The organism is Paracoccus sp. (in: a-proteobacteria), assembly GCF_035556475.1.
In the GTDB taxonomy this organism is placed as follows: domain Bacteria; phylum Pseudomonadota; class Alphaproteobacteria; order Rhodobacterales; family Rhodobacteraceae; genus Paracoccus.
Genome location: NZ_DATMFA010000024.1, coordinates 37936 through 61321, shown reverse-complemented (window position 1 = coordinate 61321; position 23386 = coordinate 37936). Strand labels below are relative to the sequence as shown.

The following is a 23386-nucleotide window of genomic DNA, read 5'->3' as shown; positions in this document are numbered from 1 at the left end:
CTGCGCCGTGCCACAAGCCTTGGCAGAAAAGGATACCGCCATGATCACGCCCGCCGTCAGCTTCGAATTCTTCCCGCCCCGGAACCTCGACCAGTCGTTCCGGCTGTGGGATACGGCGCGCGCGCTGGCGCCGCTGGCGCCGGAATTCGTGTCGGTGACTTACGGCGCGGGCGGCACCACGCGGCAATTGACGCATGAGGCGGTGACGGCGCTGGCCAGCCATTACGGGCTGAACGTCGCCGCGCACCTGACCTGTGTTGACGCCACGCGCGAGGAGACGATGCAGATCGTCGCCGATTACGCCGCCGCCGGCGTGAACGAGATCGTGGCCCTGCGCGGCGACGCGCCGCAGGGGCAGGCCTCCTTCACCGCTCACCCGGACGGTTTCGCGAACTCGGTCGAGCTGATCGAGGCGATCGCCGCGCGCGGGGATATGACGATCCGCTGCGGCGCCTATCCCGAGCCGCATCCCGACAGCCCTGACACCGCCGCCGACGTGGCCTGGCTGAAACGCAAGTCGGATGCGGGCGCGACCAGCGCGATCACGCAGTTCTTCTTTGATGCCGAGACCTTCTTCCGCTTCCGCGACCAATGCGAGGAAGCCGGCGTGACCGCGGCGATCATTCCCGGCATCCTGCCGATCCAGAGCTGGGCCGGCGCGCGCCGCTTTGCCGAGCGCTGCGGCACCACGGTCCCGCAATGGGCCGAGGAAGCCTTTGCCCAGGCCGGGAAGGAGGGCGAGGCGCGCCTTGCCCTCGAAGTCTGCGTCCGCCTATGCGAGCAACTGGTCGAGGGCGGCGTGGACAAGCTGCATTTCTATACGCTGAACAAGCCCGAACTGGTGCTGAAGGTCTGCGCCGCGCTTGGCGTGACCCCGAAGGATGCGTTGCCGCACGTCGCCTGAACCCGCTCAGGCCGGGGCGGAATTGTCCTCGGTCCCGCCGCGCGGTAGCCGCAGGCGCATCCGGCGCGGCGCCGCTGCCGCCGCCAAACCGCCGGTCAGGCGCGCGGGTCCGTCATAGGGCCGGGGAACGGATGGGTGCATGTGCTCGGAGAGATCGCGCCCGGCATGGCGGGGCCTGCGCATCAGGAAGGCCTTGCCCCAGCTGTGCCACGATCCAAGCTGAGGCGCGGCGTGATCACAGGGATGGTGCCGGCGCCAGCCTTCGGGCAGCGGCAGGCCTGCCTCCTCGGCGCAGGACATCAGCCAGACCAGCGGCAGGTTGGCCAGCGGGCGGGCATATTCGCAGCCTCCCAGCTGACCGCCGATATCGGCATGGCAGCCGCGGAACCACATCTGTTCGACCTCGCCACCCCGCGCGCCCGTCCACAGGACCGGGGCAAAGGCATCGCGCGTTTCATCCAGTGCAAGCGCATGGGCGCCGCGTTCGACATTGGGCGCGAGCCGTCCCTTGGCATAGTCGAAATCGGGCTCGGACACGGTCCAGAGAAAGGGCATCCGCACCCCCAGTGACATGACCGTGTCCAGCAGCCCGACCATGCGGATCGGCACGCATTCATGGCAGAGGTCCGGGGCGGGCGGCGCGCCGTTCCGGTTGCGCCAGCTCTCCCATGCCGCCCCGAGGTTCCGCTCGCTCGCATGTTCGGGGCGCAAAAGCCCGATCCGGTCGATCATGTCGGCCAGCGCCGAGACCCCGATCCCGCCCCGCGAATAGCCGAAGAGATAAAGCGGGTTCCCCGGCCGCCAGTGCCGCGCCAGCCAGCGATAGGCGTCGCGGATATTGTGGTCGAGCGAGTGGCCCGAGACAAGTTGGGGCAGGGTCCGCCATGCCGCCCATTGCTGGCCCGGCGCATAGTGGATCTGGACCGGGGCAGGGGTCGCCCCGAATCCGCCCGAAAGCATGGCGTGGATCCGGGCGATCGAGGATCCTTGCCCCTCGGTCAGCGAGGCGAAGGTGCCATCCATCAGCACCACCTGGCAGATTGATGCGTTCGCGGGTTCCATACCTCATGCCTAACAGCGAAACGCGACGCTTGAATTGCCGGATCATGAAAGTGACCTGACAGTCAGCTGCGCCATCTGACCGAAGCCGTTGAAACGGGTATTGGTGACTGTCGAATATGCACCTGCCCCGTGAAAGACCACGAAATCGCCTTCCTCGATATTTCCCGGCAGGGCGATTTCGCCCGGAAGCCGGTCGACCGAGTCGCAGGTCGGACCAAAGACGGCGCGCGGCAGCACCTCGCCCTCGCGCGGGAGGCCGTCGGGTGTCAGCACTTCGAGGCGATCAAGGTTGCCGATCAGCGGAAGCTCGGTCATCGCGCCATAGACGCCGTCGTTCAGAAAGACATGGCCGCCGTCCCGCACCGCCTTGATGCGGGTGATGAGCGAGAAGGCATCGGCGCAGATCCCGCGCCCCGGCTCGCAGACCAGTTCCGGGCGATCCGCGCCGAAGGCCGCGCCGGTCGCCCGGTCGATCAGGGCGAAGATCCCGGCAAGATCGGGTTCGATCGCGCCGACCCGGTGCGAGGGGAAGCCTCCGCCCACATTCAGCCGCCGCACCCTGACCCCCGCCACGCGGGCGATCTCGGCGGCGGTGGAGATATAGCTCTTCCACGCTTGCGGATCGGTGCATTGCGTGCCGGGATGGAAGGTCAGCGAGGGGATATAGCCGCGATCCGCCACCAGCCGCAGCAACTCCGCCGCCAATTCGGGCGAGGCGCCGAATTTCGAGCCGAAGTCATAGGCCGCGCCGTGAACCGGCAGCTTGAAGCGCGCCGAAATCTCGCAATCCGCGACCGGGACGCGGGCGAACAGCTTTTCCAGCTCGGTCCGGCTGTCGACCGACCATGCCTTGATGCCAGCCTCGACCGCATGGGCGATCTCGGCCTGCGAGCGGACGGGGTTGTGATAGTGCCGCGCCGCGTTTGGGGCCAGTCGCGCGATCAGGTCGATCTCGTAGGGGGAGGCGACGTCGAAGCCCCGGAAGCCCGCGGCAAGGAGGGTGCGGATGAGCGCCTCGTCCGGGTTCGATTTCACCGCATAGGTGACAAGGCCGGGAAAGCCGCGCAGGAAACGCCGGGCAGTGGCGCGCAGGACACCCGGATCGAACACCATTACCGGGTTTTCCGGCGCGAGGCTTCGGATGATCTCGGCGGGGTTCTTCCAGACGATCTTGGGGCCGCGGCCCTCGGTCAGTCCCATCGGCATCTCCTTCCGGCAGGCGCTGGGTGATAAGCCAAGTCTGCGCCTCTCCGCCTCCGATTGCGGCAATGAAAACTGTGGAAATGTGCAGAATTATGGTTAAATTGACGAGAATGACGTCATTATGACAGGAGTGGTTGTGGACGAACTCGATCGGGGCATCCTTGCCCATCTGGCGCAGGATGCGCGGCAATCCGTGGCGGTGCTGGCGCGGCGGCTGAAAGTCGCGCGTTCGACCGTGCAGGCGCGGCTGGACCGGCTGGAAACCTCGGGCGCCATTGCGGGTTACACCCTGCGCCTGGGCGATGCCGCGCGCGAGAACAGGATCCGCGCGACCTGCCTTCTGACGATCGAGCCGCGGGCGCAAGCCACGATCCTGACCCGCCTGCGCAGCCTGCCCGAGGTCGAGCGTATCCACACCACCAGCGGCAGGGTCGATCTTTTGCTGCAACTGGCCGCGATATCGACCAGCCAGCTTGACGATGTGCTTGATCAGATCGGCAGTCTGACCGGGGTGAGGTCCAGCGAAAGCCTGATCCACCTCTCGACCAAGATGGATCGCGCGACTTAGGGCTGGCTGGGCCGCAGCAGCGTGACCGTGGTGTCGCCATATTTGCGCTGGTCGATCCGCTCAAGCCCCTCGACGGCGGGGGGCGGGGCGGCTTCCTCCCAGACGATCATGGCGCCGGGCGCGATCCAGCCCCCGGCAAGGGCCGAGGACAAGGCCTGCTCCCCCAACCCCTTGCCATAGGGCGGATCAAGGAACACGAGGTCAAAGGCCGGGCCGCGATTTTCGCCCAGCCGGGTCGCGTCGCGGCGCCAGACATCGGTGACACCCATCGCGCGGGCCTTGTCGATGTTCTGGCGGAGCAGCGCCCGCGCGGCGACCCCGTCATCGACAAAGGCGACCCGCGCCGCGCCGCGCGACAGCGCCTCGAGGCCGAGGGCGCCGGTGCCCGCGAAGAGGTCGAGCACCCTTGCGCCGGGGATCGGGTTGCCATGAGTGCCGTTCACCAGAAGGTTGAAGATCGACTCGCGCACGCGGTCGGTCGTGGGGCGCAGATGTGCCGCCGCATCGCCCGCACCCACATCCGCCAGCTTCAGTCCGCGCAGATTGCCGCCGATGATCCGCATCACATCAGCGCCTTCAGGTCGGTGGCCGCGGCGACGGCCTCGGGCGCGGGCGATTTGCCCGCCTCGATCAGCCGCTTGCCGATCATATAGGCGCGGGCATCGTTCAGCGCGTCGACGGCGATCAGCCGCCCGTCGCGGAAATACCAGACCGAGCCGGAATGCGGCCCCGCGCCCGGTCGCGTCACCACCCGGTCAAAGCCGGTGTTCAGGCCGGCGATCTGCAGCTTGGCGTCGAACTGATCCGACCAGAACCACGGCTTCGCGACATAATCCCGGCCCGCGCCAAGGATATTCGCGGCGACGGTTTCGGCCATGTCGATGGCATTGCCGACGCTTTCCAGCCTGAGCCGGCCGGAGGGGGCAGGGAAGCTCGCGCAATCGCCCGCCGCCCAGATCGCCGGGTTCGAGGTCCGGCCCTGCGCATCGACCGCGATGCCGTTGTCGATAACCAGCCCCGCCGCCTCGGCCAGCGCGGTTTCGGGAAGGATGCCGATGCCGCAGATTACCAGATCGGCGGGCAGGCTCCGGCCATCGGCCAGCGCCACCCCGTCGGCGGCGGCATCGCCGGTGATACGTTCGATAGAGGCGCCTTCGATGATCGTGACGCCATGGGCGTGGTGCAAGTCGCGGATCATGTCCGCCGTCTCGGCCGAGGCGACGCGGGCGAGGATCCGGGGCGCGGCCTCGATCAGCGTGACCTCCAGCCCGAGCTTGCGGGCGACGGCCGCGGCCTCGAGGCCGATATAGCCGCCGCCGATGACCACCAGCCGGCGGCCCGCGGCCAGTTCCGGCCTGAGCGTGGCGATGTCCGCAAGATTGCGCACGACATGGACGCCCGGCAGATCGCCGCCCATCGCGGCGGGCAGGCGGCGGGGGCTTGCCCCCAGCGTCAGCGCCAGCGTGTCATAGGGATATTCGCCGCCCGTGGTCACGACGACGCGCCGGGCGCGGTCGATCGCCGTGGCGGGCTGGCCCAGATGCAGGGTGATGCCCTGCTCCCGCCACCATTCGGGGGCGCGCAGCGTCAGGCGATCCAGCCCCATCTCTCCCAGCAGATAGGCCTTGGACAGAGGCGGGCGCTGATAGGGAGGGGCAGGTTCGTCCCCGATCAGGGTGATCCCGCCCTGATGGCCCAGAGATCTGAGCTTTGCCGCCATCGAGGCCGCTGCCTGCCCCGCGCCAAGGATCACGATGTTCATTCTTTGCCCTTACTGGTTCGCCCGAGGCGCAGAGCCTATAGTCCGCCCCACATTGATGCAATTCATGGAGAACATGCATGACCATTTCAAAAGGCGACAAGCTGCCTGCGGGCAAGCTGGTGAAACTTGGCGAAAACGGCCCGGCCGAGGTCGATGCCGCTGAACTGTCGCAAGGTCGCGTGGTGATCTTTGCCGTGCCGGGCGCCTTCACGCCGACCTGCACCAACAGCCACATGCCGAGCTTCGTGAAGAATGCCGACAAGCTGCGCGAGAAAGGCGTCTCGCGCATCGTCTGCATCACCGTCAACGACCCCTTCGTCGCCGGCGCATGGTCGCGCGAGACCGGCGCGGACAAGGCCGGGATCGAGGTTCTGGCCGATGCCGATGGCAGCTATACCCGCGCGCTCGGCCTGAACATCGAAGGGGCTGGCTGGATCAACGGCCGCTCCAAGCGCTATGCGATGCTGGTCGAGGACGGCACCGTCGCCGAACTCCAGCTCGAGGAAGCGGCCGGAACCTGCTCGATCTCGTCGGGCGAGTCGGTGCTGGGGCTGCTCTGAGGGCTGAGGCTGAAGAAGCCGGTGAATTGCTGCGCGGCGACCGGATCGCCGTGCAGCGCGATGAGGCCCTTTGCCGCCAGCGCGTTCGGCGGCGGCCCATAGACCGCGGCGGCAAGATTGTTGCCGCTGCCCTCCAGCACGAAATCGCCCCGAGGCTCGCGCGCCGCCCGCACCTGCGGCAGGCCGCCGGCGGTGATCGTGACCTCGAACCCCTCGGCCCCTGACAGGAACCCCGCGCGCCCCGCCCAGCCGCGCGCCGCTGCCGGGTCGACAGTGGCCGAGATCGAGATCATCAGCGCCGAGATGCTGATGAATTTCGACGGATCGTGCCCCGGCATCATCAGCGCCCAGCGGCAAAGCTCGGTCAGGACCGGATGCAGGGCGCGGCCCGCCCCGGTCAGGGCATAGATCCCCAGCACTGCGTCATGTTCGACGATGCCCGCCTGGCCAAGCTGCGCCAGCCTTTGCGTCAGCACGCTGGCGGTGATGCCGGGCATGCCGGCGCGGATCATCTGGAAACGCTTCGGGGCGAACATCAGCTCGCGCACGACCAGAAGCGCCCAGCGGTCGCCGATGAAATTCAGGGCATGGGCGCCAAGGCACCCTTCGTCATAGCGCAAACGCGGAGATTGGCCGATGTTACTCATGTTTTCATATTAACAGTTGCTTTTTACTACTGCAAGTGCCAGCCTTCGACTCACCGGCGATTTCTTCGTCGGCAGAGGAGGACGACAGATGAGCTACACTTCGGGATTTCTTCTGGCGGTACCCACCGCGAACAAGCAGAAATATGTCGACCAAGCCCTTTCCGCCTGGCCCTACTTCAAGAAGTTCGGCGCGACGCGCATGGTCGAGAACTGGGGCGTCGATGTCCCGCATGGCAAGGTCACGGATTTCTACATGTCGACCAAGGCCACGGATGGCGAGACGGTCGTGTTCTCATGGGTCGAATGGCCCGACCGCGCCACCGCCGATGCGGCTTTTGAAAAGATGATGTCCGACCCCGACATGCAGAAGATGGGCGAGATGCCCTTTGACGGGATGCGGATGATGTGGGGCGGGTTCGAGCCCGTCGTCGATGTGAGCTGAGGGCGGGCCATGTATCACGGCAAACCCTGCTGGTTCGAGCTTTCGACGGCCCGAGGCACCCTTTCCGATGCCGACACCTTTTACCAGAAGGTGTTCGGCTGGCAGGTCGCGGATGCCGGAATGGCGGATTTCACCTATCATCTGGCCAGCCACGGCGGCGACATGATCGCCGGGCTGATGGAAATGCCGCCCGATTGCGCCGAAGTCCCGCCGTTCTGGATGGTCTATTTCGACGTGGACGATGCGGATGCGGCGGCCCACAAGGTCACGGTGCTGGGCGGCAAGGTCTTTCGCGAGCCGGCGGATATTCCGGGCACCGGACGCTTCGCCATCCTGACCGACCCGCAGGGCGCGACCTTCGGCGTGCTGGAGCCGAAGCCGATGGATCCCCAGCCTCCGGTCGAATCCGGTGCGTGGAACCAGCAGAAGGAATCGCATGGCAACTGGATCGAGCTGATGTCGACCGATCCCGCTGCCGCGCTGGATTTCTATGCCGAGCTTTTCGGCTGGACCAAATCCTCGGCCGTTAGCATGGACGAGATGGGCACCTACCAGCTTTTCGCATGGCACGGGGCGGATATCGGCGGGATGATGGGTCTCGGCGGCTCTCCGGTGCCGTGCTGGCTGCCCTATTTCGGGGTCAACGGCGTCGATGCCGCGATCGAGCGTATCCGCGCCGCCGGGGGCGAGATCCTGCATGGCCCGGTCGAGGTGCCCGGCTCTGCCTTCATCGCTTTTGCGCGCGATGCTCAGGGTGCGCATTTCTCGGTCGTCGGGCCGAAGGAGGAAAGCTGATGCTGCGCGCCCTCTGCCTTTCCCTTGCCCTTGGCGCGGCCATGCCCGCGCTGGCGCAGGATCCCGCGCAGATTCCGCGCGGGCAAAAGGACTACCACGCCGCTGCGGCGGGCAGCTATAACCTCGACCCCTATCACAGCGCGGTCATCGCGCGGGTCGGGCATCTGGACTTCTCCTACAGCGTGTTCCGCTTCGACAAGGTCACCGGGGCGCTGGAATGGAATCCCGACGATCCCGCCGCCAGCAAGCTGTCGGTCGAGGTCGAGATCGCGTCGATCTCGAACCCGGTCGAGGGCTTTCGCGAAGTCCTGCTCGGCCCGGACTATCTGAACGGGACGGCGTATCCGACCGCCAGCTTCACCGCAGAAAGCTTCGTGGCGGAAAGCAATACCAGCGGCACGGTTTCGGGTCCGCTGACCATCATGGGCAAGACCCATCCCGCAACCTTCCGCGCCGAACTGGTGGGCGCGGGCAGGGGCTATACCGGGGACGAGAACGGCAACCCGGTGATCCGTGACCTGATCGGCCTGCGCGCCGAGACTGAGATCGACCCGCAGGCCTACGGTTTGAACGCATTCTTCACCACGCCGATCCCGATCGAGATCGACGCGGAGTTCGCCCGAAAGGAGTGAATGATGACACTGGTTATCACGACCTATGACTGGGTGCCCGAGATGGCCCGGGGCTATGTTCGGGATCTGAGGGTCCGCTGGGCCTGCGAGGAAGCCGGCCTGCCCTATGAGATCGAGACGACGAGCGTGCGCGAAAAGACGCCCCGGCACTATGCGCGCCAGCCCTTCGGTCAGATCCCGATGCTTCAGGACGGCGAGTTGTCCCTGTTCGAGAGCGGCGCGATCCTGCTTTATCTGGCCGAGGGACGCGAAGCCCTGATGCCGCAGGGCCGCGCTGGCCGGGCCGAGACGCAGCAATGGCTGATCGCCAGCCTCAACAGCCTTGAGCCGGTGGTGATGGCGCTGGTCGTCGCCCGCGTCTTTGACGGTAACGAGGCCGCCGCCGCGCTGGTCCTGCCCCGCCTGCATGAGCGCCTGCGCCAGCTGGTCCCCGTGCTGGAGGGGCGCGAGTTCATCGCCTGCGACCGCTTCACCATCGCCGACATCATGCTGGCCGAGGTGCTGCGGATCGTGGACAGCATCGGCGAGCTTCAGCCCTATCCGGTGCTGGCGGCATATCTGGAACGCATGACCGCCCGCCCGGCATTCCGGCGCGCCCATGCCGCGCAGCTTGCGCATTTCGCGGAGGCCGCGTGATGCTGACGCTTTATGGCCATCCGCTGTCCTCCTATACGCAAAAGGTGCTGATCGCGCTTTACGAGACCGGCGCGCCCTTCACCTTCAGGATGATCGACCTTGGCGATGAGGCGGATCGCGCCCTGATGGCCTCGATCGAGCCGATGGGCCGGATGCCGGGCCTGCGGGACGAGGCGCGGGGCGTCACGCTGTCGCAATCCTCGGTGATGATCGAATATCTCGACCGTCACTATCCCGGCCCGCAGCATTTGCTGCCCCCCGACCCGGACGAGGCGCTGGCCGCCCGGCAATGGGACCGGTTCTTCGACTTCCAGATCATGCAGATGGTGCAGCAGGTCGTCGATGCGCGCCTGTTCATGGGATCCGGGGCGGAAGGCGCGATGACGGCATTCGTGCATGGCAAGCTCGATCTGGCCTATGCCGCGCTCGACCGGCACCTGACCGGCCGGGACTGGGCGGCGGGGGGTTACGGGTTGGCGGAATGCGCGGCGTCTCCGTCGCTCTTCTATGCCGGGATCCTGCGGCCCTTTGACGCCTATCCCGCCCTTTCCGCCTATTTCGAGCGGCTGGTGGAACGGACCTCCTTTCACCGCGCCCGGACCGAGGCGCTGCCCTGGCTGAAGTATTTTCCCTTTTCCGACCTCGCTCCGGCGCGGTTCCTGCCCTAGCGCCTCTTGGCCTTTTGTCTGCGTTTCGCTATCCCCTTTGCGATCAAAGGGGTGACCAGATGGCCATGGAAAAGAACTTCGACGCGACCACCGCCGAGGCGCGGATCGCGGGTGAATGGGCGGCGACCAATGCTTTCGCCGCAGGTGCCAACGCGAAACCGGGGGCCGAGAGCTTCTCGGTCGTGATTCCGCCGCCGAACGTCACCGGCAGCCTGCATATCGGTCACGCGCTGAACAACACCCTGCAGGACATCCTTGTCCGCTGGCACCGGCTGCGCGGTTTCGACACGCTCTGGCAGCCCGGACAGGACCATGCCGGCATCGCGACCCAGATGGTGGTCGAGCGCCGCATGGCAGAACGGCAGGAGCCGAACCGCCGCGAGATCGGGCGCGAGGCCTTCCTGAAGAAGGTCTGGGACTGGAAGCAGGAATCCGGCGACACGATCATCGAGCAGTTGAAGCGCCTCGGCGCCTCCTGCGACTGGTCGAGGAATGCCTTCACCATGTCGGGTGCCCCCGGCGCGCCTGCGGGCGAGGAGGGGAATTTCCACGATGCCGTCATCAAGGTCTTCGTGGACATGTATAACAAGGGCCTGATCTATCGCGGCAAGCGGCTGGTGAACTGGGATCCCCATTTCGAGACCGCGATTTCCGACCTCGAGGTCGAGAACCGCGAGGTTCCCGGCCATATGTGGCATTTCAAATACCCGCTGGCCGGGGGTGCGACCTATGAATATGTCGAGCGCGACGAGGACGGGAACGTCATCCTGCGCGAGACCCGCGACTATATCAGCATCGCCACCACCCGCCCCGAGACGATGCTGGGCGACGGCGCGGTCGCCGTCCATCCCGGCGATGCCCGCTATGCCCCGATCGTGGGCAAGCTGGTCGAGATCCCGGTCGGACCGAAAGAGCATCGCCGCCTGATCCCGATCATCACCGACGAATACCCGGACCCGGATTTCGGCTCGGGCGCGGTCAAGATCACCGGCGCGCATGATTTCAACGACTATGGCGTCGCGACCCGCAACAATATCCCGCTTTACGCGCTGATGGATGGCAAGGGCGCGATGCGTCAGGACGGCCTCAGCTATGCCGAAAGCGCCGAGATCGCGACCCGCGCCGCGGGTGGCGAGGATGTGGGCGACGTCTCGAACGTGAACCTCGTCCCCGAGGATCTGCGCGGCCTTGACCGCTACGCTGCCCGCAAGCTGGTCATCGAGCAGATCAATGCCGAAGGTCTGGCCGTCACCTATCTCCACAAGGAAATCGACAAGGAGACCGGTGCCGAGCATCTGGAGCGCCGCCCGCTGGTTGAAGCGAAGCCGATCATGCAGCCCTTCGGCGACCGTTCGGGCGTCGTGATCGAGCCGATGCTGACCGACCAGTGGTTCGTCGATACGGCAAGGATCGTCGGTCCCGCGCTGGATGCCGTGCGCAGCGGCGCGACGAAGATCCTGCCCGAGCAGCATGAAAAGGTCTATTTCCACTGGCTGGAAAACATCGAGCCCTGGACCATCAGCCGCCAGCTGTGGTGGGGCCACCAGATCCCGGTCTGGTACGGCCTTGACCTGAAGCTCGAGGGTAGCGTCGATGACGACCATGACGGCGCGCTGGACGATGTCGAGATCTTCGCCCTGCTGGAGGAAGGCCTTGTCCATCGCGACGAGATCCACCACGCCGCCGCGAATTTCGCCGAAGCGGCCGAGCAGTTCCGCGACAGCAATGCAAACCTGCCGCAGCCCCTGGAAATCGCCCGCGTGATCGAGGTCGCGGATCGCGAGGCGGCCATCGACGCCTTCGCGCAGGGTCTGGCCGATTACAACCTGACGCAAGACCCGACCAAGCTGGTCTATCCGGTCTGGCGTGATCCCGACGTGTTGGACACCTGGTTCTCGTCCGGCCTCTGGCCGATCGGGACTCTGGGCTGGCCCGAGGACACGCCGGAGCTGCGCAAGTATTTCCCGACCTCGACCCTGATCACCGGCTTTGACATCATCTTCTTCTGGGTCGCCCGGATGATGATGATGCAGCTTGCCGTCGTGGGTGAGGTGCCGTTCCGCACCGTATATGTCCACGGCCTCGTCCGCGATGAAAAAGGCGCGAAGATGTCGAAGTCGAAAGGCAACGTCATCGACCCGCTGACGCTGATCGACGAATATGGCGCGGATGCGCTGCGCTTCACCCTGACCAGCATGGCCGCGATGGGCCGCGATCCGAAGCTGGGGCCGAAGCATGTCGAGGCGAACCGGAACTTCGTCACCAAGATCTGGAACGCCACCCGCTTTGCCGAGATGAACGGCGTTCGCGGCGGCGTCGCCCGTCCCGCGCCCAGCCATGTCGTGAACCGCTGGATCATCGGCGAGGTCGCCCGCATCCGCATGGCGACCGACGAGGCGCTGGCCTCCTATCGCTTCAACGATGCCGCGACCGGGCTTTACGCCTTTGTCTGGGGCAAGGTCTGCGACTGGTATGTCGAATTCTCGAAACCGCTGTTCGACGGCGAATATCGGGACGAGACGCTGGCCACGATGGGCTGGGTGCTGGATCAGTGCTATATCATGCTGCACCCGATCATGCCCTTCGTCACCGAGGAGCTTTGGGCCCTGACCGGCGACCGCGCGAAGATGCTGGTCCATGGCGACTGGCCGGAATTCGGTGCGGAGCTGATCGACGCCGAGGCGGACCGCCAGATGAACTGGGTGATTTCGGTGATCGAGAACATCCGCTCGGCCCGGGCCCAGATCGGCGTTCCCGCCGGCGCGCGCCCCGACCTGATCGTGACCGAGGCCGACGAGGCGGCGCGCGAGGCGCTGGCCGCGAACGGTCCGCTGATCGAGCGGCTTGCCCGCGTGAATGCCCCCGTCGAGGGCAGCATGGGGCCCGGCATGATCTCGGTCGCGGCGCTGGGGGCGAGCTTTGCCCTGCCGGTCGGCGCGATGATCGACGTGGGCGCCGAGACCGCGCGGCTGGAAAAGGCGGCGGGCAAGGCCGAGAAGGACGCCTCGGGCCTGCGCGGTCGGCTTGCCAATCCCAAATTCGTCGAGAATGCCGAAGCCGAGGTGATCGAGGAGACGCGCGTGAAACTGGCCGCGATCGAGGATGACATCGCCCGCATCCGCGTGGCGCTGGGGCAATTGGCCGCCATGTGATCCCGGCTGCCGCGCCGCTTCTGGTGGCGCGGTCGCAATGGGTATTTGGGAAACAGTGAAATCAGGGCCGTGCGATGAGCGCGGCCCTTATCGTTTCGGCGATCATCGCGGGGACTTCGGCGGCCAGCCCGACGGGGGGGAGGAGGATGCCCCGGAACCCGCCCTTGGACAGGGCGCGGGGCAGGTCGTCGGTCACGTGTTCGGCGCGGGTCGCGAAGAGGGGCAGGCAGATCGAGCGTGACGGCAGGTCGCGCGCGGCATCGGCGAGGAAGGGGGCTTCCTCGATGAAGCCGCAGGTCGCGGTCAGGGGGTGGAGGTCGCGGGCCATCCTGCGCGCCGCCTCGGACGGTGCGCGGGAACGGCCCGATCCATGCGCGGCGAGGAGCAGATGGGTTTTCTCGAGCGGCCAGCCCTGTGCCTTTGCGGCGCGGGAAAGCAGCAGGCGGCAGAGGGCGGGGAGGCCGGGATCGCTGCCGAAGGGCGGAAGGATCTCCGCATTCGCCGCGCCTGCCAGTTGCAGCCGGCGCGGAAGTTCGCTGCGGGTGAACCAGCCCTCGGCCATGAACATCGGATAGACGAGCTGCGCGCCCGCCGCCCGGTCGAGCGCCCCCGGCATCGCGAGCGTCGCGCCATCAACCCGCGCCTCGGGCAGGTAGAGGGCGACCTCGGCGGCCAACGCCTCGACCGCCTGCTGCTGGGGGGCGGGATTGCCGGGCTGGCCGTGGGCGACGATCAGGACGTCAGGCACGGAAGGCGGCGGCGAAAGGCTCGGGGATCGCAAATTCGCTGAGGGCGCGGGCACGGGCGGATGCCGACATCTTGCGCGCGGTCTTTTCCACGATGCGCTGCAATTCCTGCGGGTCGCGACCCTCGGCGAAGGGGCCGAGATACCAGCGGATGAAGGTGAAGCAGGCCACATCCTCAAGCGCCTGCACGTCCTCGTCCCGCTTGATCCCCTGCTTGGTCAGCATCCGTTCGGCATGGGCGATCTCCTCGGGATCATAGCCCGCGTCGCGCATGATGCCGGCGATGCGGGCGGCGTGGCGGCGGCCCTGTTCCGTCCGCCAGGCCAGATAGCCGGCACGGTCCATCGGGTAATCGGAGCGGGGCAGGGTCCAGCGCTCGATATGCTGGCCGCGGCAGGCGATGCGCAGTGGCTCGGGCGCTTCGGGATAGAGCGCCTCCAGCTCGGCCGTCATCCGCTGGCCGTAGAGCAGGGCTTCGGGCTGGCCCTCGGAACGGGCGGGATCGGCGGAATTGGCCTGGTCGATGGCGGCGAAGGCTGTCTGGACTCGGGTCATGGGGGTTCCTTTTTTCGGGACATCATGCCTCAGGCATGTCCGGCGTCAACGCGGTTGGGCAGTTTTACCCCGGCACCCGGAAGCCTTCGGGAATGCGGTCCCGCCCCTCGAGGATCAGATCGGCGAGCATGGTGGCCGCCGCGGGCGCCATGGCGAGGCCGATCTTGAAGCCGCCATTCGCCATATAGTGACCGGGCCTGCCCGGCCATGGGCCGACGATTGGGGCGCGGGATTTCGCGCGCGGCCGGATTCCGGCCCAGCGGTCGACGACCGGAGCGTCGCGCAGGATGGGGCAGATGTCACGGGCGCGCGCGATCAGGGCGTCGAGTTGCCCGTCGGTCCCGGTATCCGTCACGTCGCGTTCGGAGGTCGAGCCGATCGCCACCGTGCCGTCGGCATGGGGCACGATATGGAGGGCGTCGGCAAAGACCTGCGGCGCATCGGCCCGGTCGCAGCGCAGCAGCGCGGATTGTCCCTTGACGCCTCCGCCCCCGAAAGGGGCAAGGCCCGCGACCCCGGTGGCCCAGATCGCGGGGGCGTCCGGGGCAGGGGTGCCCTCGATGATCTCGCCGCCATGCGCGCGAATGGCGGCGGCCAGCGCGGCGACGGCCTGACGCGGGTTGATCCGCGCCGTCAGCCGGTCGACCAGCCAGAGGCCGGAGGGAGAGGCGGGCAGCAAATCGCCCGCTGGTTGCTCCGTCAGCTTCATCCCGGCCCATGTGGGCCAGTTGGCTTTCGCGGCCTCGATCCGCTCGGCCATGCGCGCCTCGGTGCCCTCAGGCACCGGCTGGATCCGGCCCGACCGGGCATAGCCGGGATCAAGCCCGCCTGCCTTCGCCACCTCCGCCCACCAACCCGGTGCGGCGACCAGCGCATCAAGCTGGATCTGCTTCTTGGCGTTCCAGTTCTCGGGCGCATGGGGGGCCAGTGCGCCGACATGCCCGCCCGAGGCGCCGGCGCCGATACGGGCAGCCTCGTAGACCCGGACCGGCTGGCCGCGGCGCAAAAGCTCCCACGCGCAGCTGAGGCCGAATATGCCCGCGCCCGCCACCGTGATCTTTCCGCTTGCCATGCCGGCACCCCTGTCCCATCTGCGTCAGGCAAGGAGTTAGCGCGAATGGCAGAACACGACCAGAGCAGGGCCGATCTCGACTGGCGCGAGGGCGCGATTCCGGTCTCGCGCCGCTTCGACGATCCCTATTTCAGCCTGAACGGCGGGCTGGCCGAGACGCGGCACGTCTTTCTGGCCGGGAACGACCTGCCGGCGCGGCTGCATCCGGGCTTTCACGTTGCCGAACTGGGCTTCGGCACGGGCCTGAACCTGCTGGCGCTGGCCTCGGTCGCGACCTGTCCCGTCCGCTTCACCAGCTTCGAGGCCTATCCGATGAGCCTTGAGGAGCTTGCCCGCGCCCATGCCGCCTTTCCCGATCTGGCCGAACTGGCCGCGGAATTGCGCGCCGGCTGGCCCGCGCGCCGCTTCAACGTCGGCAAGGTCGAGGCCAGGATCATCGAGGGCGACGCGCGCGACGCGCTGCCCCTGTGGCAAGACAGGGCGGATGCCTGGTTCCTCGACGGCTTCTCTCCGGCCAAGAACCCCGAGCTTTGGGGCGAGGATCTGATGGAGGCGGTCGCGCGCCACACCGCGCCGGGCGGCACCTTCGCGACCTATACCGCAGCGGGCCATGTCCGCCGGGCGCTTGCCGCGGCGGGATTCACCGTCAGCCGCGCGCCGGGCTTCGCCGGCAAGCGCCACATGAGCCGGGGGCGGCTAGCGGCGGACCTCGGGGATACGTGAGGGCGCAAAGCTTGTCGCCTTGTTCGGCGGCCGGCCGCGCGTGACGCCCCAGAAGGCGGTGCCGCCGCGGCGCAGGAACAGTGGGACCGTCAGTACCACGCCAGCGGCGAAACCGGCCGCATGGGCGACATGGGCGATGCCCTCATCCGCCACCAGCGCGCTCGAGAGAAGCTGGATCCCGAACCAGGCCAGCAACAGCACCCAGGCCGGGATGGTGAAGCGCTTGATGATAATGATGATGATCGCGATCACATCGACCCGCGCGCGCGGAAACAGCAGCAGATAGCCGCCCATCACCCCAGCGATCGCCCCCGATGCGCCGACCATCGGGATCGTGCTTTCGGGGTCCGACAACACCTGCCCGCCCGCCGCCGCCAGCCCGCAGGCGAGGTAGAAGACGAGGAAGCCGAAATGCCCCATCTGGTCCTCGAGATTGTCGCCGAATACCCAGAGGAACAACATGTTCCCGGCCAGATGCATGATCCCGGCATGGAGGAACATATGGGTGACGAGGCCCCAGAGCCAGTCTCCATGCGACACCGCCAGCGGATACAGCGCCAGCCGGTCCCATAGATGGACCATGCCGCCCAGCCACGGCTCGGTCAGCAGGAACATCAGCAGGTTCAGCAGGATCAGCGCATTGCGGACATAGGCCGGACGCTCGGAGGGATTGTGGTCACGGATCGGGAACATCGGGCGGCCTTTCGCTTCGCCGGCCAGCGTGACCGATGCCGCCCCGACGCGCAAGCGACGGCTGTTCCGACGGCCATCCCGGATATAGCATTCCTCCGAATCGCTCCGAGGAGGCGCCGATGACCAGCCTGACCGACCGCAAGAACGCCGCCATTTCCCGCGGCGTCGGAATGACGACGCAGATCTATGCCGACCGCGCCGAGAATGCCGAGATCTGGGACAAGGACGGCAACCGCTATATCGACTTCGCCGCCGGGATCGCGGTGGTCAATACCGGCCATCGCCACCCGCGCGTCATCGCGGCAGTCAGGGAACAGCTCGACCGCTTCACCCATACCTGCCACCAGGTCGTGCCCTATGAGAATTATGTCGCGCTGGCCGAGCGGCTCAATGCCGCCGTGCCGGGCGACTGGCCGAAGAAGACCGCCTTCTACACCACCGGCGCCGAAGCGGTCGAGAACGCGGTCAAGATCGCGCGCCACTCTACCGGCCGGGCGGGCATCGTCGCCTTCTCGGGCGGCTTCCACGGCCGCACCTTCATGGGCATGTCGCTGACCGGCAAGGTCCAGCCCTACAAGGCGGGCTTCGGGCCGATGATGAACGACGTCTGGCATCTTCCCTTCCCGAACGACCTCCACGGCGTCACCCAGGACGAGGCGCTCGCGGCGCTGGACCGGCTCCTCAAGGCCGATATCGACCCCTCGCGCGTCGCCGCGATCATCGTCGAGCCGGTGCAGGGCGAGGGTGGCTTCTACGATGCGCCACCCGGCTTCATCCGCCGCCTGCGCGAGATCTGCGACCAGTATTCGATGCTGCTGATCGCGGATGAGGTGCAGACCGGCTTCGCGCGCACCGGCAGGCTCTTCGCGATGGAGCATCACGGCGTCGCCGCGGACCTCACCACCATGGCCAAGGGTCTGGGCGGCGGGCTGCCGATCAGCGCGGTCACCGGCCGGGCCGAGGTCATGGACAGCCCCGCGCCGGGCGGCCTTGGCGGCACCTATGCCGGCAACCCCCTTGCGGTCGCGGCGGCCCATGCCGTGCTCGACGTGATCGCGGATGAAGGGCTCTGCGACCGCGCCACCCGATTGGGCCAGCGGCTCAAGCAACGCCTCGCCTCGCTCAGAGACGATGTTCCCGAAATCGTCGACATCCGCGGCCCCGGCTTCATGAACGCCGTCGAATTTGCCGTGTCAGGCAGCGACAAACCCAATCCCGAGATGGCAAACCGCGTGCGCGAGGAGGCGCTGTCGCGCAACCTGATCCTGCTGACCTGCGGCGTTTACGGCAATGTGATCCGCTTCCTCGCGCCCCTGACCATCCCCGATGCGGTCTTCGACGAGGCGCTCGACATTCTCGAGGATTCGATCCGCGCCGCCCGCCAGTAAAGGAAAGGTCCGACCCTCGGGCCGGACGTTTCCATTCACCGTTTCCCCAATACCCATGCCAAGCCTGCGGGCAGGCGATCAGGCCAGGGCCTTCGACCCCATGTTCAGGAATTTCTGGCGGCGGTCCTTGATGATCTCGGCCGGCTTCTTGCCGTCAAGCTCGGCCAGCATCTCGGCGATCGCGTCCCCGACCGAGGCGATGGCCTCGGCGGGCGCGCGCTGTGCGCCGCCCAGCGGTTCGGGGATGATCCGGTCGATCACGTCGAGCTTCTTCAGATCCTGCGCCGTCAGCTTCAGCGCATGGGCCGCCTCGCGCATCTTCTCGGCGTCCTTCCACAGGATCGAGGCGCAGCCCTCGGGCGAGATCACCGAATAGATGGAATGCTCCAGCATGGCGATGCGGTTCGCCGTGGCGAAGGCCACCGCCCCGCCCGAGCCGCCCTCGCCGATCACGACCGAGACCAGCGGCACGCCGATCTGCAGGCATTTCTCGGTCGAACGCGCGATGGCCTCGGACTGGCCGCGTTCCTCGGCGCCCTTGCCCGGATAGGCGCCGGGCGTGTCGACCAGCGTGATGACGGGCAGGCGGAACCGGTCGGCCAGATCCATCAGCCGGATCGCCTTGCGATAGCCTTCGGGCCGGGCCATGCCGAAATTGTGCTCAAGCCGGGTGCGGGTGTCATTGCCCTTCTCATGGCCGATCACCACGCAGGGCTGGTCGCGGAAGCGGGCAAGGCCGCCCATCACGGCATGATCCTCGCCAAAGGCGCGGTCGCCGGCCAAAGGCGTGTATTCCGAAAAGAGCGCCTCGATGTAATTGGTGCAATGCGGCCGCTCCGGGTGGCGGGCCACCAGCGTCTTGCGCCAGGGATCGAGCTGTTTGTAAAGGTCGCGCAGCAGATCGCGGGCCTTCTCGTCCAGCGCGGCGGCTTCCTTCTCGAGATCGACACCCTCGCCCTTGCGTGCCATGGCGCGCAACTCCTCGGCCTTGCCTTCCAGATCGGCAAGAGGCTTTTCGAACTCGAGATAGGTCATTCAGGGCTCCGCGTCGTCATCCGGTCGGGTTCGCGTCTATATGCTCGTCAGTCGGCGGGATTGCAACTTGTGCCTTGCCAGCGCGCAAGCGCGTCCTCGTCCGCACCCTTTGCCTCGACCCAGTCGCCGGGCCCCTCGGCGGTGATCTCGCGCTTCCAGAAGGGCGCGCGGGACTTCAGCCAGTCCATCAGATATTCGGCGGCCTCGAAGGCTGCGGCGCGATGGCGCGCGGCGGTCGCGACCATCATGATCTGCTCACCCGCCTGCAATCGGCCGTGGCGATGGATGATGCGCCAGTCGGTCAGGCCGAAACGCGCGGCGGCCTCGCGGCCATAGGCGTCGAGCGCCTTTTCGGTCATGCCGGGATAATGTTCGATCTCGAGCGCGACCAGCCTGCCGCCCTCGTCCCTGACCAGCCCGGAAAAGGTGACGATCGCACCGGCACCCTGACCGAATCCCGCCATCTCTTGCCCAAGATCGAAGGCATCGGTCTGGACCCGCGCCGTCATCTCAACCGCCTGTCATCGGCGGAAAGAACGCGATCTCGCGCGCATTCGCGATCGGGGCGTCCAGATCGGCCAGTTCCTGATCAAGGGCGACGCGCACCGCGGACAGATCCGAAAGCGCCGCGGCGTGCCATTCGTCCTTCGCCGCCAGCTCGGCCACCAGCTCGCGCACGGTTCCGGCCCCGGTCTCGACCCGCTCGCGCGCCTGTCCGACGCGCTCGCGCAGCCAGGCGAAATAGAGGACGTCAACGACCATCGGGTTCCCTCAGATAGGGGCGGGCCTTGTCGAAATAGTCCCAGCCGGTGATCGCGGTCAGGATGGCCGCGATCCAGACCAGCGCCAGTCCGGCCTGCGTCGCCAGATCCGACCAGCTATCGGACCAGGGCAGCGAGGGCTGGCCGACCAGCGGCGGATGCCCGACCTCGTAATATTTCAGCCCGGTTCCAAGGAACAGGACCGAGATGGCAGTCATCTGCGCCGTGGTCTTCCATTTCGCCAGCTTCGTCACCTTCAGCAGGCGCGACTGGTCGCCCAGATATTCCCGCAGTCCCGAGACGAAGACCTCGCGGAAGAGAATCACCGTCGAGGGCAGGATCAGCCAGGGGTTCATCCCGGAATAGCCGGTGATGACGACCACCGCGATGATCACCATGGCCTTGTCGGCGATCGGGTCCATCGCCGCGCCGAAGCGGCTTTCCTGCCCCCAGGCGCGGGCAAGATAGCCGTCGAACCAGTCGGTCATCGCGGCCACCAGAAACAGCACCAGGGCCGCAAAATCCGCAAAAGGCCGGCTGAGGAACAGAAACATCAGCGGCACGAGCGGCGCGGCGGCAAGACGCAAGACGGTCAGAAGATTTGGCAAGGTCCAACGCATGGGCGGCAATCTAGGACTTTGCCGCGGCGGGGGGAAGAGGGTGCGACCAAGCCTCTTGTCATCGGGCGGCGGCATCGGTTAAGGAATAATAGTAATGTAATAACATTGCATATCACGCATGGAAAGGATTGGGGATGCAGGGACCTAAAATGCTCGGCGCGGTGACATTCGGGATCGCGCTGATGATGGCCGGGCCAACGCTGGCGCATGACAACCACAGCCATGACCACGCAGCGGGGCACAGCCATGACAGCGACGCCGCCTCGGCGATCTACAAGGGCATCTTCCGCGACGATCAGGTCAAGGCCCGCAGCCTCGCCGATTGGCAGGGGGACTGGCAGTCGGTCTATCCCCTGCTGACGGATGGCAGCCTCGACCCGGTCATGGAGCACAAGGCCGAACATGGCGACAAAAGCGCCGAGGCCTATCGCGACTATTACCGCACCGGCTACCAGACCGACGTGGACCGGATCGAGATTGCCGGGGATGCCGTCACCTTCCATCGCAAGGACGCGGCGCTCGGCGGCAGCTACGCTTCGGACGGCCATGAGATCCTGACCTACGAGGCCGGAAATCGCGGCGTGCGCTATGTCTTCCGCAAGGTTTCGGGCGATGCAGACGCGCCGGATTATATCCAGTTCAGCGACCATGCCATTGCGCCGGTCGCGGCGGGACATTTCCACCTTTACTGGGGCGACGACCGCGCCGCGCTGCTGGGCGAGGTCACGAACTGGCCGACCTATTACCCGGCCGCGATGGCGGCGGGTGAAGTCGCGGCCGAGATGATGGCCCATTGAATGCAAGGGAAGGGATGGGGCCTTGCCCTATCCCTTCTGGAAATGGTCCAGAATCTTCTGCGCCAGCGCCGCGCTGATCCCGTCGACCGCCATCAGATCGGCAAGGCCGGCGCGACCGACGGCCTTGGCGCTGCCGAAATGCGCGAGCAATGCGCGCTTGCGGCTGGCGCCGACGCCCGCAATCTCGTCCAGCGGGTTGGCCATGCTGGCCTTGGCCCGCTTGGCGCGATGGGTGCCGATGGCCCAGCGATGCGCCTCGTCCCGCAGGCGCTGGACGAAATAGAGGACCGGGTCGTTCATCCGCAAGGCGAAGGGGCGCTGGCCGAAGCGGTGGAACTCCTCCTTGCCGTGGTCGCGATCCTCGCCCTTGGCGACACCGACCATCGGGATGTCCTCGACCCCCATCTCGGCCATGATCTCATGGACCGCGCTGACCTGTCCCGCGCCGCCATCGATCAGCAGAAGGTCCGGCCAGGCGTCCGAGACCCGGTCGGGATCCTCCTTCAGAAGCCGGGCGAAGCGGCGGGTCAGCACCTCTTTCATCATGCCGAAATCGTCGCCGGGGGTGATCTCGGTGCCCTTGATGTTGAACTTGCGATACTGGCTCTTGATCCAGCCATCCGGCCCGGCCACGACCATGCCGCCGACGGCATTGGTGCCCTGGATATGGCTGTTGTCATAGATCTCGATCCGCTGCGGCGGGCCGGGCAGGTCGAAGGCCTCGGCCAGACCTTCGAGCAGGCGCAGTTGCGCGGCGCTTTCCGACATCCGCCGGGCAAGGCTTTCGCGGGCATTGCGCAAGGCGTTCTCGACCAGCTCGGCCTTTTCGCCGCGCTGGGGCACGCCCAGCGTGACCTTGCGCCCGGCCTTTTCCGACAGCGCCTCGGTCATCAGGTCGGGATCCTCGATCCCATGCGACAGCAGGATCATGCGCGGCGGGATCTTTCCGTCATAGAATTGCGCCAGAAAGGCCTGCATCACCTCGTCGGCGGATTCGACGCCGTTGAGCTTCGGATAGAAGTCGCGATTGCCCCAGCTTTGGTTCGCGCGGATGAAAAAGACCTGAACGCAGGCCTGCCCACCCTCGATATGCAGCGCGACCACATCCGCCTCGGCCACGCCCTTGGGATTGATGGCCTGCACAGATTGCACGGCGGTCAGCGCCTTGATCCGGTCGCGCAGCGCGGCGGCGCGTTCATATTCCATCGCCTCGGAAGCGGCGTTCATCTCGGTCGCAAGCTGGGCCTGGATAGCGGTCGACTTGCCTTGCAGGAACAGCTCGGCATCGGCGACAAGCTCGTTGTAATCCGCAATGTCGATCCGCCCGACGCAAGGCGCGCTGCATCGCTTGATCTGGTAAAGCAGGCAGGGCCGCGTCCGGCTGGAGAAGGTCGCATCCGTGCAGGAGCGCAGCAGGAAGACCCGCTGCAACTGGTTCAGCGTCCGGTTGACCGCGCCCGCGCTGGCGAAGGGGCCGTAATAGTCGCCCTTTTCCGATTTCGCGCCGCGATGCTTCTTGATCTGGGCAAAGGGATGCGACTTCGCGACAAGGATATTCGGGAACGACTTGTCATCGCGCAAAAGCACGTTGTAGCGCGGCTTCAGCTGCTTGATCAGGTTCTGCTCAAGAAGCAGCGCCTCGGTCTCCGTCCGCGTGGTCAGGAACATCATCGAGCAGGTTTCACGGATCATCCGCGCGATCCGCGCCGAATGCCCCTGACCGCGCGCATAGCTTGAGACGCGAGCCTTCAGGTTCCGGGCTTTCCCGACATAAAGCACCGCCCCATGCTGGTCGAGCATGCGGTAAACCCCCGGCGAAGCGTCGAGCGTCCTGAGATAGTCCTGAATCAGCGCCTGCCCGGTGCGGGCTGCCTGATTTGTGGTGGGAGAATCGTTCATCCTGTCAACACAATTGATTCTTGGATCCGGCTGCAAGTTCGCGGGACTAAATTCAAGCTGAATCCT

At 66.6% G+C, this 23386-nt stretch carries 26 protein-coding genes; 12 read left to right on the top strand and 14 right to left on the bottom strand.

Annotated features, from left to right (window positions below):
* Window positions 1-40: 40 nt before the first annotated feature.
* Window positions 41-904, top strand: coding sequence for a methylenetetrahydrofolate reductase [NAD(P)H] (metF, locus tag VNQ78_RS03395; RefSeq protein WP_325686600.1), 864 nt, complete (start codon window positions 41-43; stop codon window positions 902-904).
* A 6-nt stretch (window positions 905-910) separates the two neighbouring features.
* Here metF and VNQ78_RS03390 read toward each other — a convergent pair whose 3' ends face one another.
* Together VNQ78_RS03390 and VNQ78_RS03385 are read right to left on the bottom strand one after the other, a co-directional pair.
* Complete coding sequence (locus VNQ78_RS03390) at window positions 911-1966, bottom strand: DUF2235 domain-containing protein (protein WP_325686598.1); 1056 nt, start codon at window positions 1964-1966, stop codon at window positions 911-913.
* A gap of 42 nt (window positions 1967-2008) precedes the next feature.
* Window positions 2009-3166 (bottom strand): type III PLP-dependent enzyme, encoded by a 1158-nt coding sequence (locus tag VNQ78_RS03385; protein WP_325686596.1) that lies wholly within the window; start codon window positions 3164-3166, stop codon window positions 2009-2011.
* 139 nt (window positions 3167-3305) lie between these two features.
* On the opposite strand from VNQ78_RS03385, the gene VNQ78_RS03380 reads away from it, so the two are divergent.
* Complete coding sequence (locus VNQ78_RS03380) at window positions 3306-3737, top strand: Lrp/AsnC family transcriptional regulator (RefSeq protein ID WP_325686594.1); 432 nt, start codon at window positions 3306-3308, stop codon at window positions 3735-3737.
* On the opposite strand, the gene rsmD is transcribed toward VNQ78_RS03380, so the two are convergent.
* Both rsmD and VNQ78_RS03370 read right to left on the bottom strand, forming a co-directional pair.
* On the bottom strand, window positions 3734-4300 hold the full coding sequence (gene rsmD / locus VNQ78_RS03375; RefSeq protein ID WP_325686592.1) for a 16S rRNA (guanine(966)-N(2))-methyltransferase RsmD: 567 nt from the start codon (window positions 4298-4300) through the stop codon (window positions 3734-3736). The genes VNQ78_RS03380 and rsmD overlap by 4 nt on opposite strands.
* A complete protein-coding gene (locus VNQ78_RS03370; RefSeq protein WP_325686591.1) occupies window positions 4300-5499 on the bottom strand; it encodes an NAD(P)/FAD-dependent oxidoreductase in 1200 nt (399 codons plus the stop codon). Before VNQ78_RS03370 ends, rsmD begins: the two co-directional genes overlap by 1 nt.
* Before the next feature lie 77 nt (window positions 5500-5576).
* Here VNQ78_RS03370 and VNQ78_RS03365 point away from each other — a divergent pair, with 77 nt between their 5' ends.
* Complete coding sequence (locus VNQ78_RS03365) at window positions 5577-6059, top strand: peroxiredoxin (protein ID WP_325686589.1); 483 nt, start codon at window positions 5577-5579, stop codon at window positions 6057-6059.
* Here the strand turns inward: VNQ78_RS03365 and VNQ78_RS03360 are convergent.
* Window positions 5954-6706: a winged helix-turn-helix transcriptional regulator gene (locus VNQ78_RS03360; RefSeq protein WP_325686587.1), complete on the bottom strand. Its 753-nt coding sequence runs from the start codon at window positions 6704-6706 to the stop codon at window positions 5954-5956. The two genes, VNQ78_RS03365 and VNQ78_RS03360, sit on opposite strands and share 106 nt — an antisense overlap.
* 88 nt (window positions 6707-6794) lie before the next feature.
* Here VNQ78_RS03360 and VNQ78_RS03355 point away from each other — a divergent pair, with 88 nt between their 5' ends.
* From VNQ78_RS03355 to VNQ78_RS03330, 6 genes are read left to right on the top strand one after another with little or no spacing between them, the layout of a single operon-like run.
* Window positions 6795-7148 (top strand): DUF1428 domain-containing protein, encoded by a 354-nt coding sequence (locus VNQ78_RS03355; RefSeq protein WP_325686585.1) that lies wholly within the window; start codon window positions 6795-6797, stop codon window positions 7146-7148.
* A 9-nt stretch (window positions 7149-7157) separates the two neighbouring features.
* Window positions 7158-7943, top strand: a complete 786-nt coding sequence (locus VNQ78_RS03350; RefSeq protein WP_325686583.1) for a VOC family protein — start codon at window positions 7158-7160, stop codon at window positions 7941-7943.
* Window positions 7943-8575 (top strand): YceI family protein, encoded by a 633-nt coding sequence (locus VNQ78_RS03345; protein WP_325686581.1) that lies wholly within the window; start codon window positions 7943-7945, stop codon window positions 8573-8575. Before VNQ78_RS03350 ends, VNQ78_RS03345 begins: the two co-directional genes overlap by 1 nt.
* A gap of 3 nt (window positions 8576-8578) precedes the next feature.
* Window positions 8579-9211 (top strand): glutathione S-transferase family protein, encoded by a 633-nt coding sequence (locus VNQ78_RS03340; RefSeq protein WP_325686579.1) that lies wholly within the window; start codon window positions 8579-8581, stop codon window positions 9209-9211.
* Entirely contained in the window at window positions 9211-9879 is a 669-nt protein-coding gene (locus VNQ78_RS03335; protein ID WP_325686577.1) for a glutathione S-transferase family protein, read from the top strand. Before VNQ78_RS03340 ends, VNQ78_RS03335 begins: the two co-directional genes overlap by 1 nt.
* 59 nt (window positions 9880-9938) lie before the next feature.
* Window positions 9939-13031: a valine--tRNA ligase gene (locus VNQ78_RS03330; protein WP_325686575.1), complete on the top strand. Its 3093-nt coding sequence runs from the start codon at window positions 9939-9941 to the stop codon at window positions 13029-13031.
* A 61-nt stretch (window positions 13032-13092) separates the two neighbouring features.
* Here the strand turns inward: VNQ78_RS03330 and VNQ78_RS03325 are convergent, their stop codons facing one another.
* The 3 genes from VNQ78_RS03325 to VNQ78_RS03315 form a co-directional block, all read right to left on the bottom strand.
* Window positions 13093-13779 (bottom strand): cobalamin biosynthesis protein CbiX, encoded by a 687-nt coding sequence (locus tag VNQ78_RS03325; protein WP_325686573.1) that lies wholly within the window; start codon window positions 13777-13779, stop codon window positions 13093-13095.
* The gene (locus VNQ78_RS03320; protein ID WP_325686571.1) at window positions 13772-14332 is read right to left on the bottom strand and encodes a DUF4202 domain-containing protein; all 561 of its coding nucleotides are present in this window, start codon (window positions 14330-14332) and stop codon (window positions 13772-13774) included. The genes VNQ78_RS03325 and VNQ78_RS03320 overlap by 8 nt, the downstream gene beginning before the upstream one ends.
* Window positions 14333-14396: 64 nt before the next feature.
* Window positions 14397-15404: an FAD-dependent oxidoreductase gene (locus VNQ78_RS03315; RefSeq protein WP_325686569.1), complete on the bottom strand. Its 1008-nt coding sequence runs from the start codon at window positions 15402-15404 to the stop codon at window positions 14397-14399.
* Between the two features lie 45 nt (window positions 15405-15449).
* Here VNQ78_RS03315 and mnmD point away from each other — a divergent pair, with 45 nt between their 5' ends.
* Window positions 15450-16127, top strand: coding sequence for a tRNA (5-methylaminomethyl-2-thiouridine)(34)-methyltransferase MnmD (gene mnmD, locus VNQ78_RS03310; RefSeq protein ID WP_325686567.1), 678 nt, complete (start codon window positions 15450-15452; stop codon window positions 16125-16127).
* On the opposite strand, the gene VNQ78_RS03305 is transcribed toward mnmD, so the two are convergent.
* Window positions 16101-16820: a rhomboid family intramembrane serine protease gene (locus VNQ78_RS03305; RefSeq protein ID WP_325686565.1), complete on the bottom strand. Its 720-nt coding sequence runs from the start codon at window positions 16818-16820 to the stop codon at window positions 16101-16103. The two genes, mnmD and VNQ78_RS03305, sit on opposite strands and share 27 nt — an antisense overlap.
* 119 nt (window positions 16821-16939) lie before the next feature.
* Here VNQ78_RS03305 and VNQ78_RS03300 point away from each other — a divergent pair, with 119 nt between their 5' ends.
* A complete protein-coding gene (locus VNQ78_RS03300; RefSeq protein WP_325686563.1) occupies window positions 16940-18208 on the top strand; it encodes a 4-aminobutyrate--2-oxoglutarate transaminase in 1269 nt (422 codons plus the stop codon).
* Between the two features lie 78 nt (window positions 18209-18286).
* On the opposite strand, the gene VNQ78_RS03295 is transcribed toward VNQ78_RS03300, so the two are convergent.
* The 4 genes from VNQ78_RS03295 to pgsA are packed head-to-tail and all read right to left on the bottom strand — an operon-like array spanning window position 18287 to window position 20624.
* Window positions 18287-19243 carry an acetyl-CoA carboxylase carboxyltransferase subunit alpha gene (locus VNQ78_RS03295; protein WP_325686561.1) on the bottom strand — a complete coding sequence of 319 codons (957 nt, stop codon included), beginning with the start codon at window positions 19241-19243 and terminating at the stop codon, window positions 18287-18289.
* Window positions 19244-19290: 47 nt separating this feature from the next.
* A complete protein-coding gene (locus VNQ78_RS03290) occupies window positions 19291-19752 on the bottom strand; it encodes a molybdenum cofactor biosynthesis protein MoaE (protein WP_325686559.1) in 462 nt (153 codons plus the stop codon).
* Window position 19753: 1 nt separating this feature from the next.
* Window positions 19754-20005 carry a molybdopterin converting factor subunit 1 gene (moaD, locus tag VNQ78_RS03285; protein WP_325686557.1) on the bottom strand — a complete coding sequence of 84 codons (252 nt, stop codon included), beginning with the start codon at window positions 20003-20005 and terminating at the stop codon, window positions 19754-19756.
* On the bottom strand, window positions 19995-20624 hold the full coding sequence (gene pgsA / locus VNQ78_RS03280; RefSeq protein ID WP_325686555.1) for a CDP-diacylglycerol--glycerol-3-phosphate 3-phosphatidyltransferase: 630 nt from the start codon (window positions 20622-20624) through the stop codon (window positions 19995-19997). Before pgsA ends, moaD begins: the two co-directional genes overlap by 11 nt.
* A 134-nt stretch (window positions 20625-20758) precedes the next feature.
* On the opposite strand from pgsA, the gene VNQ78_RS03275 reads away from it, so the two are divergent.
* Entirely contained in the window at window positions 20759-21421 is a 663-nt protein-coding gene (locus tag VNQ78_RS03275; protein ID WP_325686553.1) for a metal-binding protein ZinT, read from the top strand.
* A 27-nt stretch (window positions 21422-21448) separates the two neighbouring features.
* Here VNQ78_RS03275 and uvrC read toward each other — a convergent pair whose 3' ends face one another.
* Window positions 21449-23320 (bottom strand): excinuclease ABC subunit UvrC, encoded by a 1872-nt coding sequence (uvrC, locus tag VNQ78_RS03270; protein WP_325686551.1) that lies wholly within the window; start codon window positions 23318-23320, stop codon window positions 21449-21451.
* Window positions 23321-23386 lie beyond the last annotated feature (66 nt).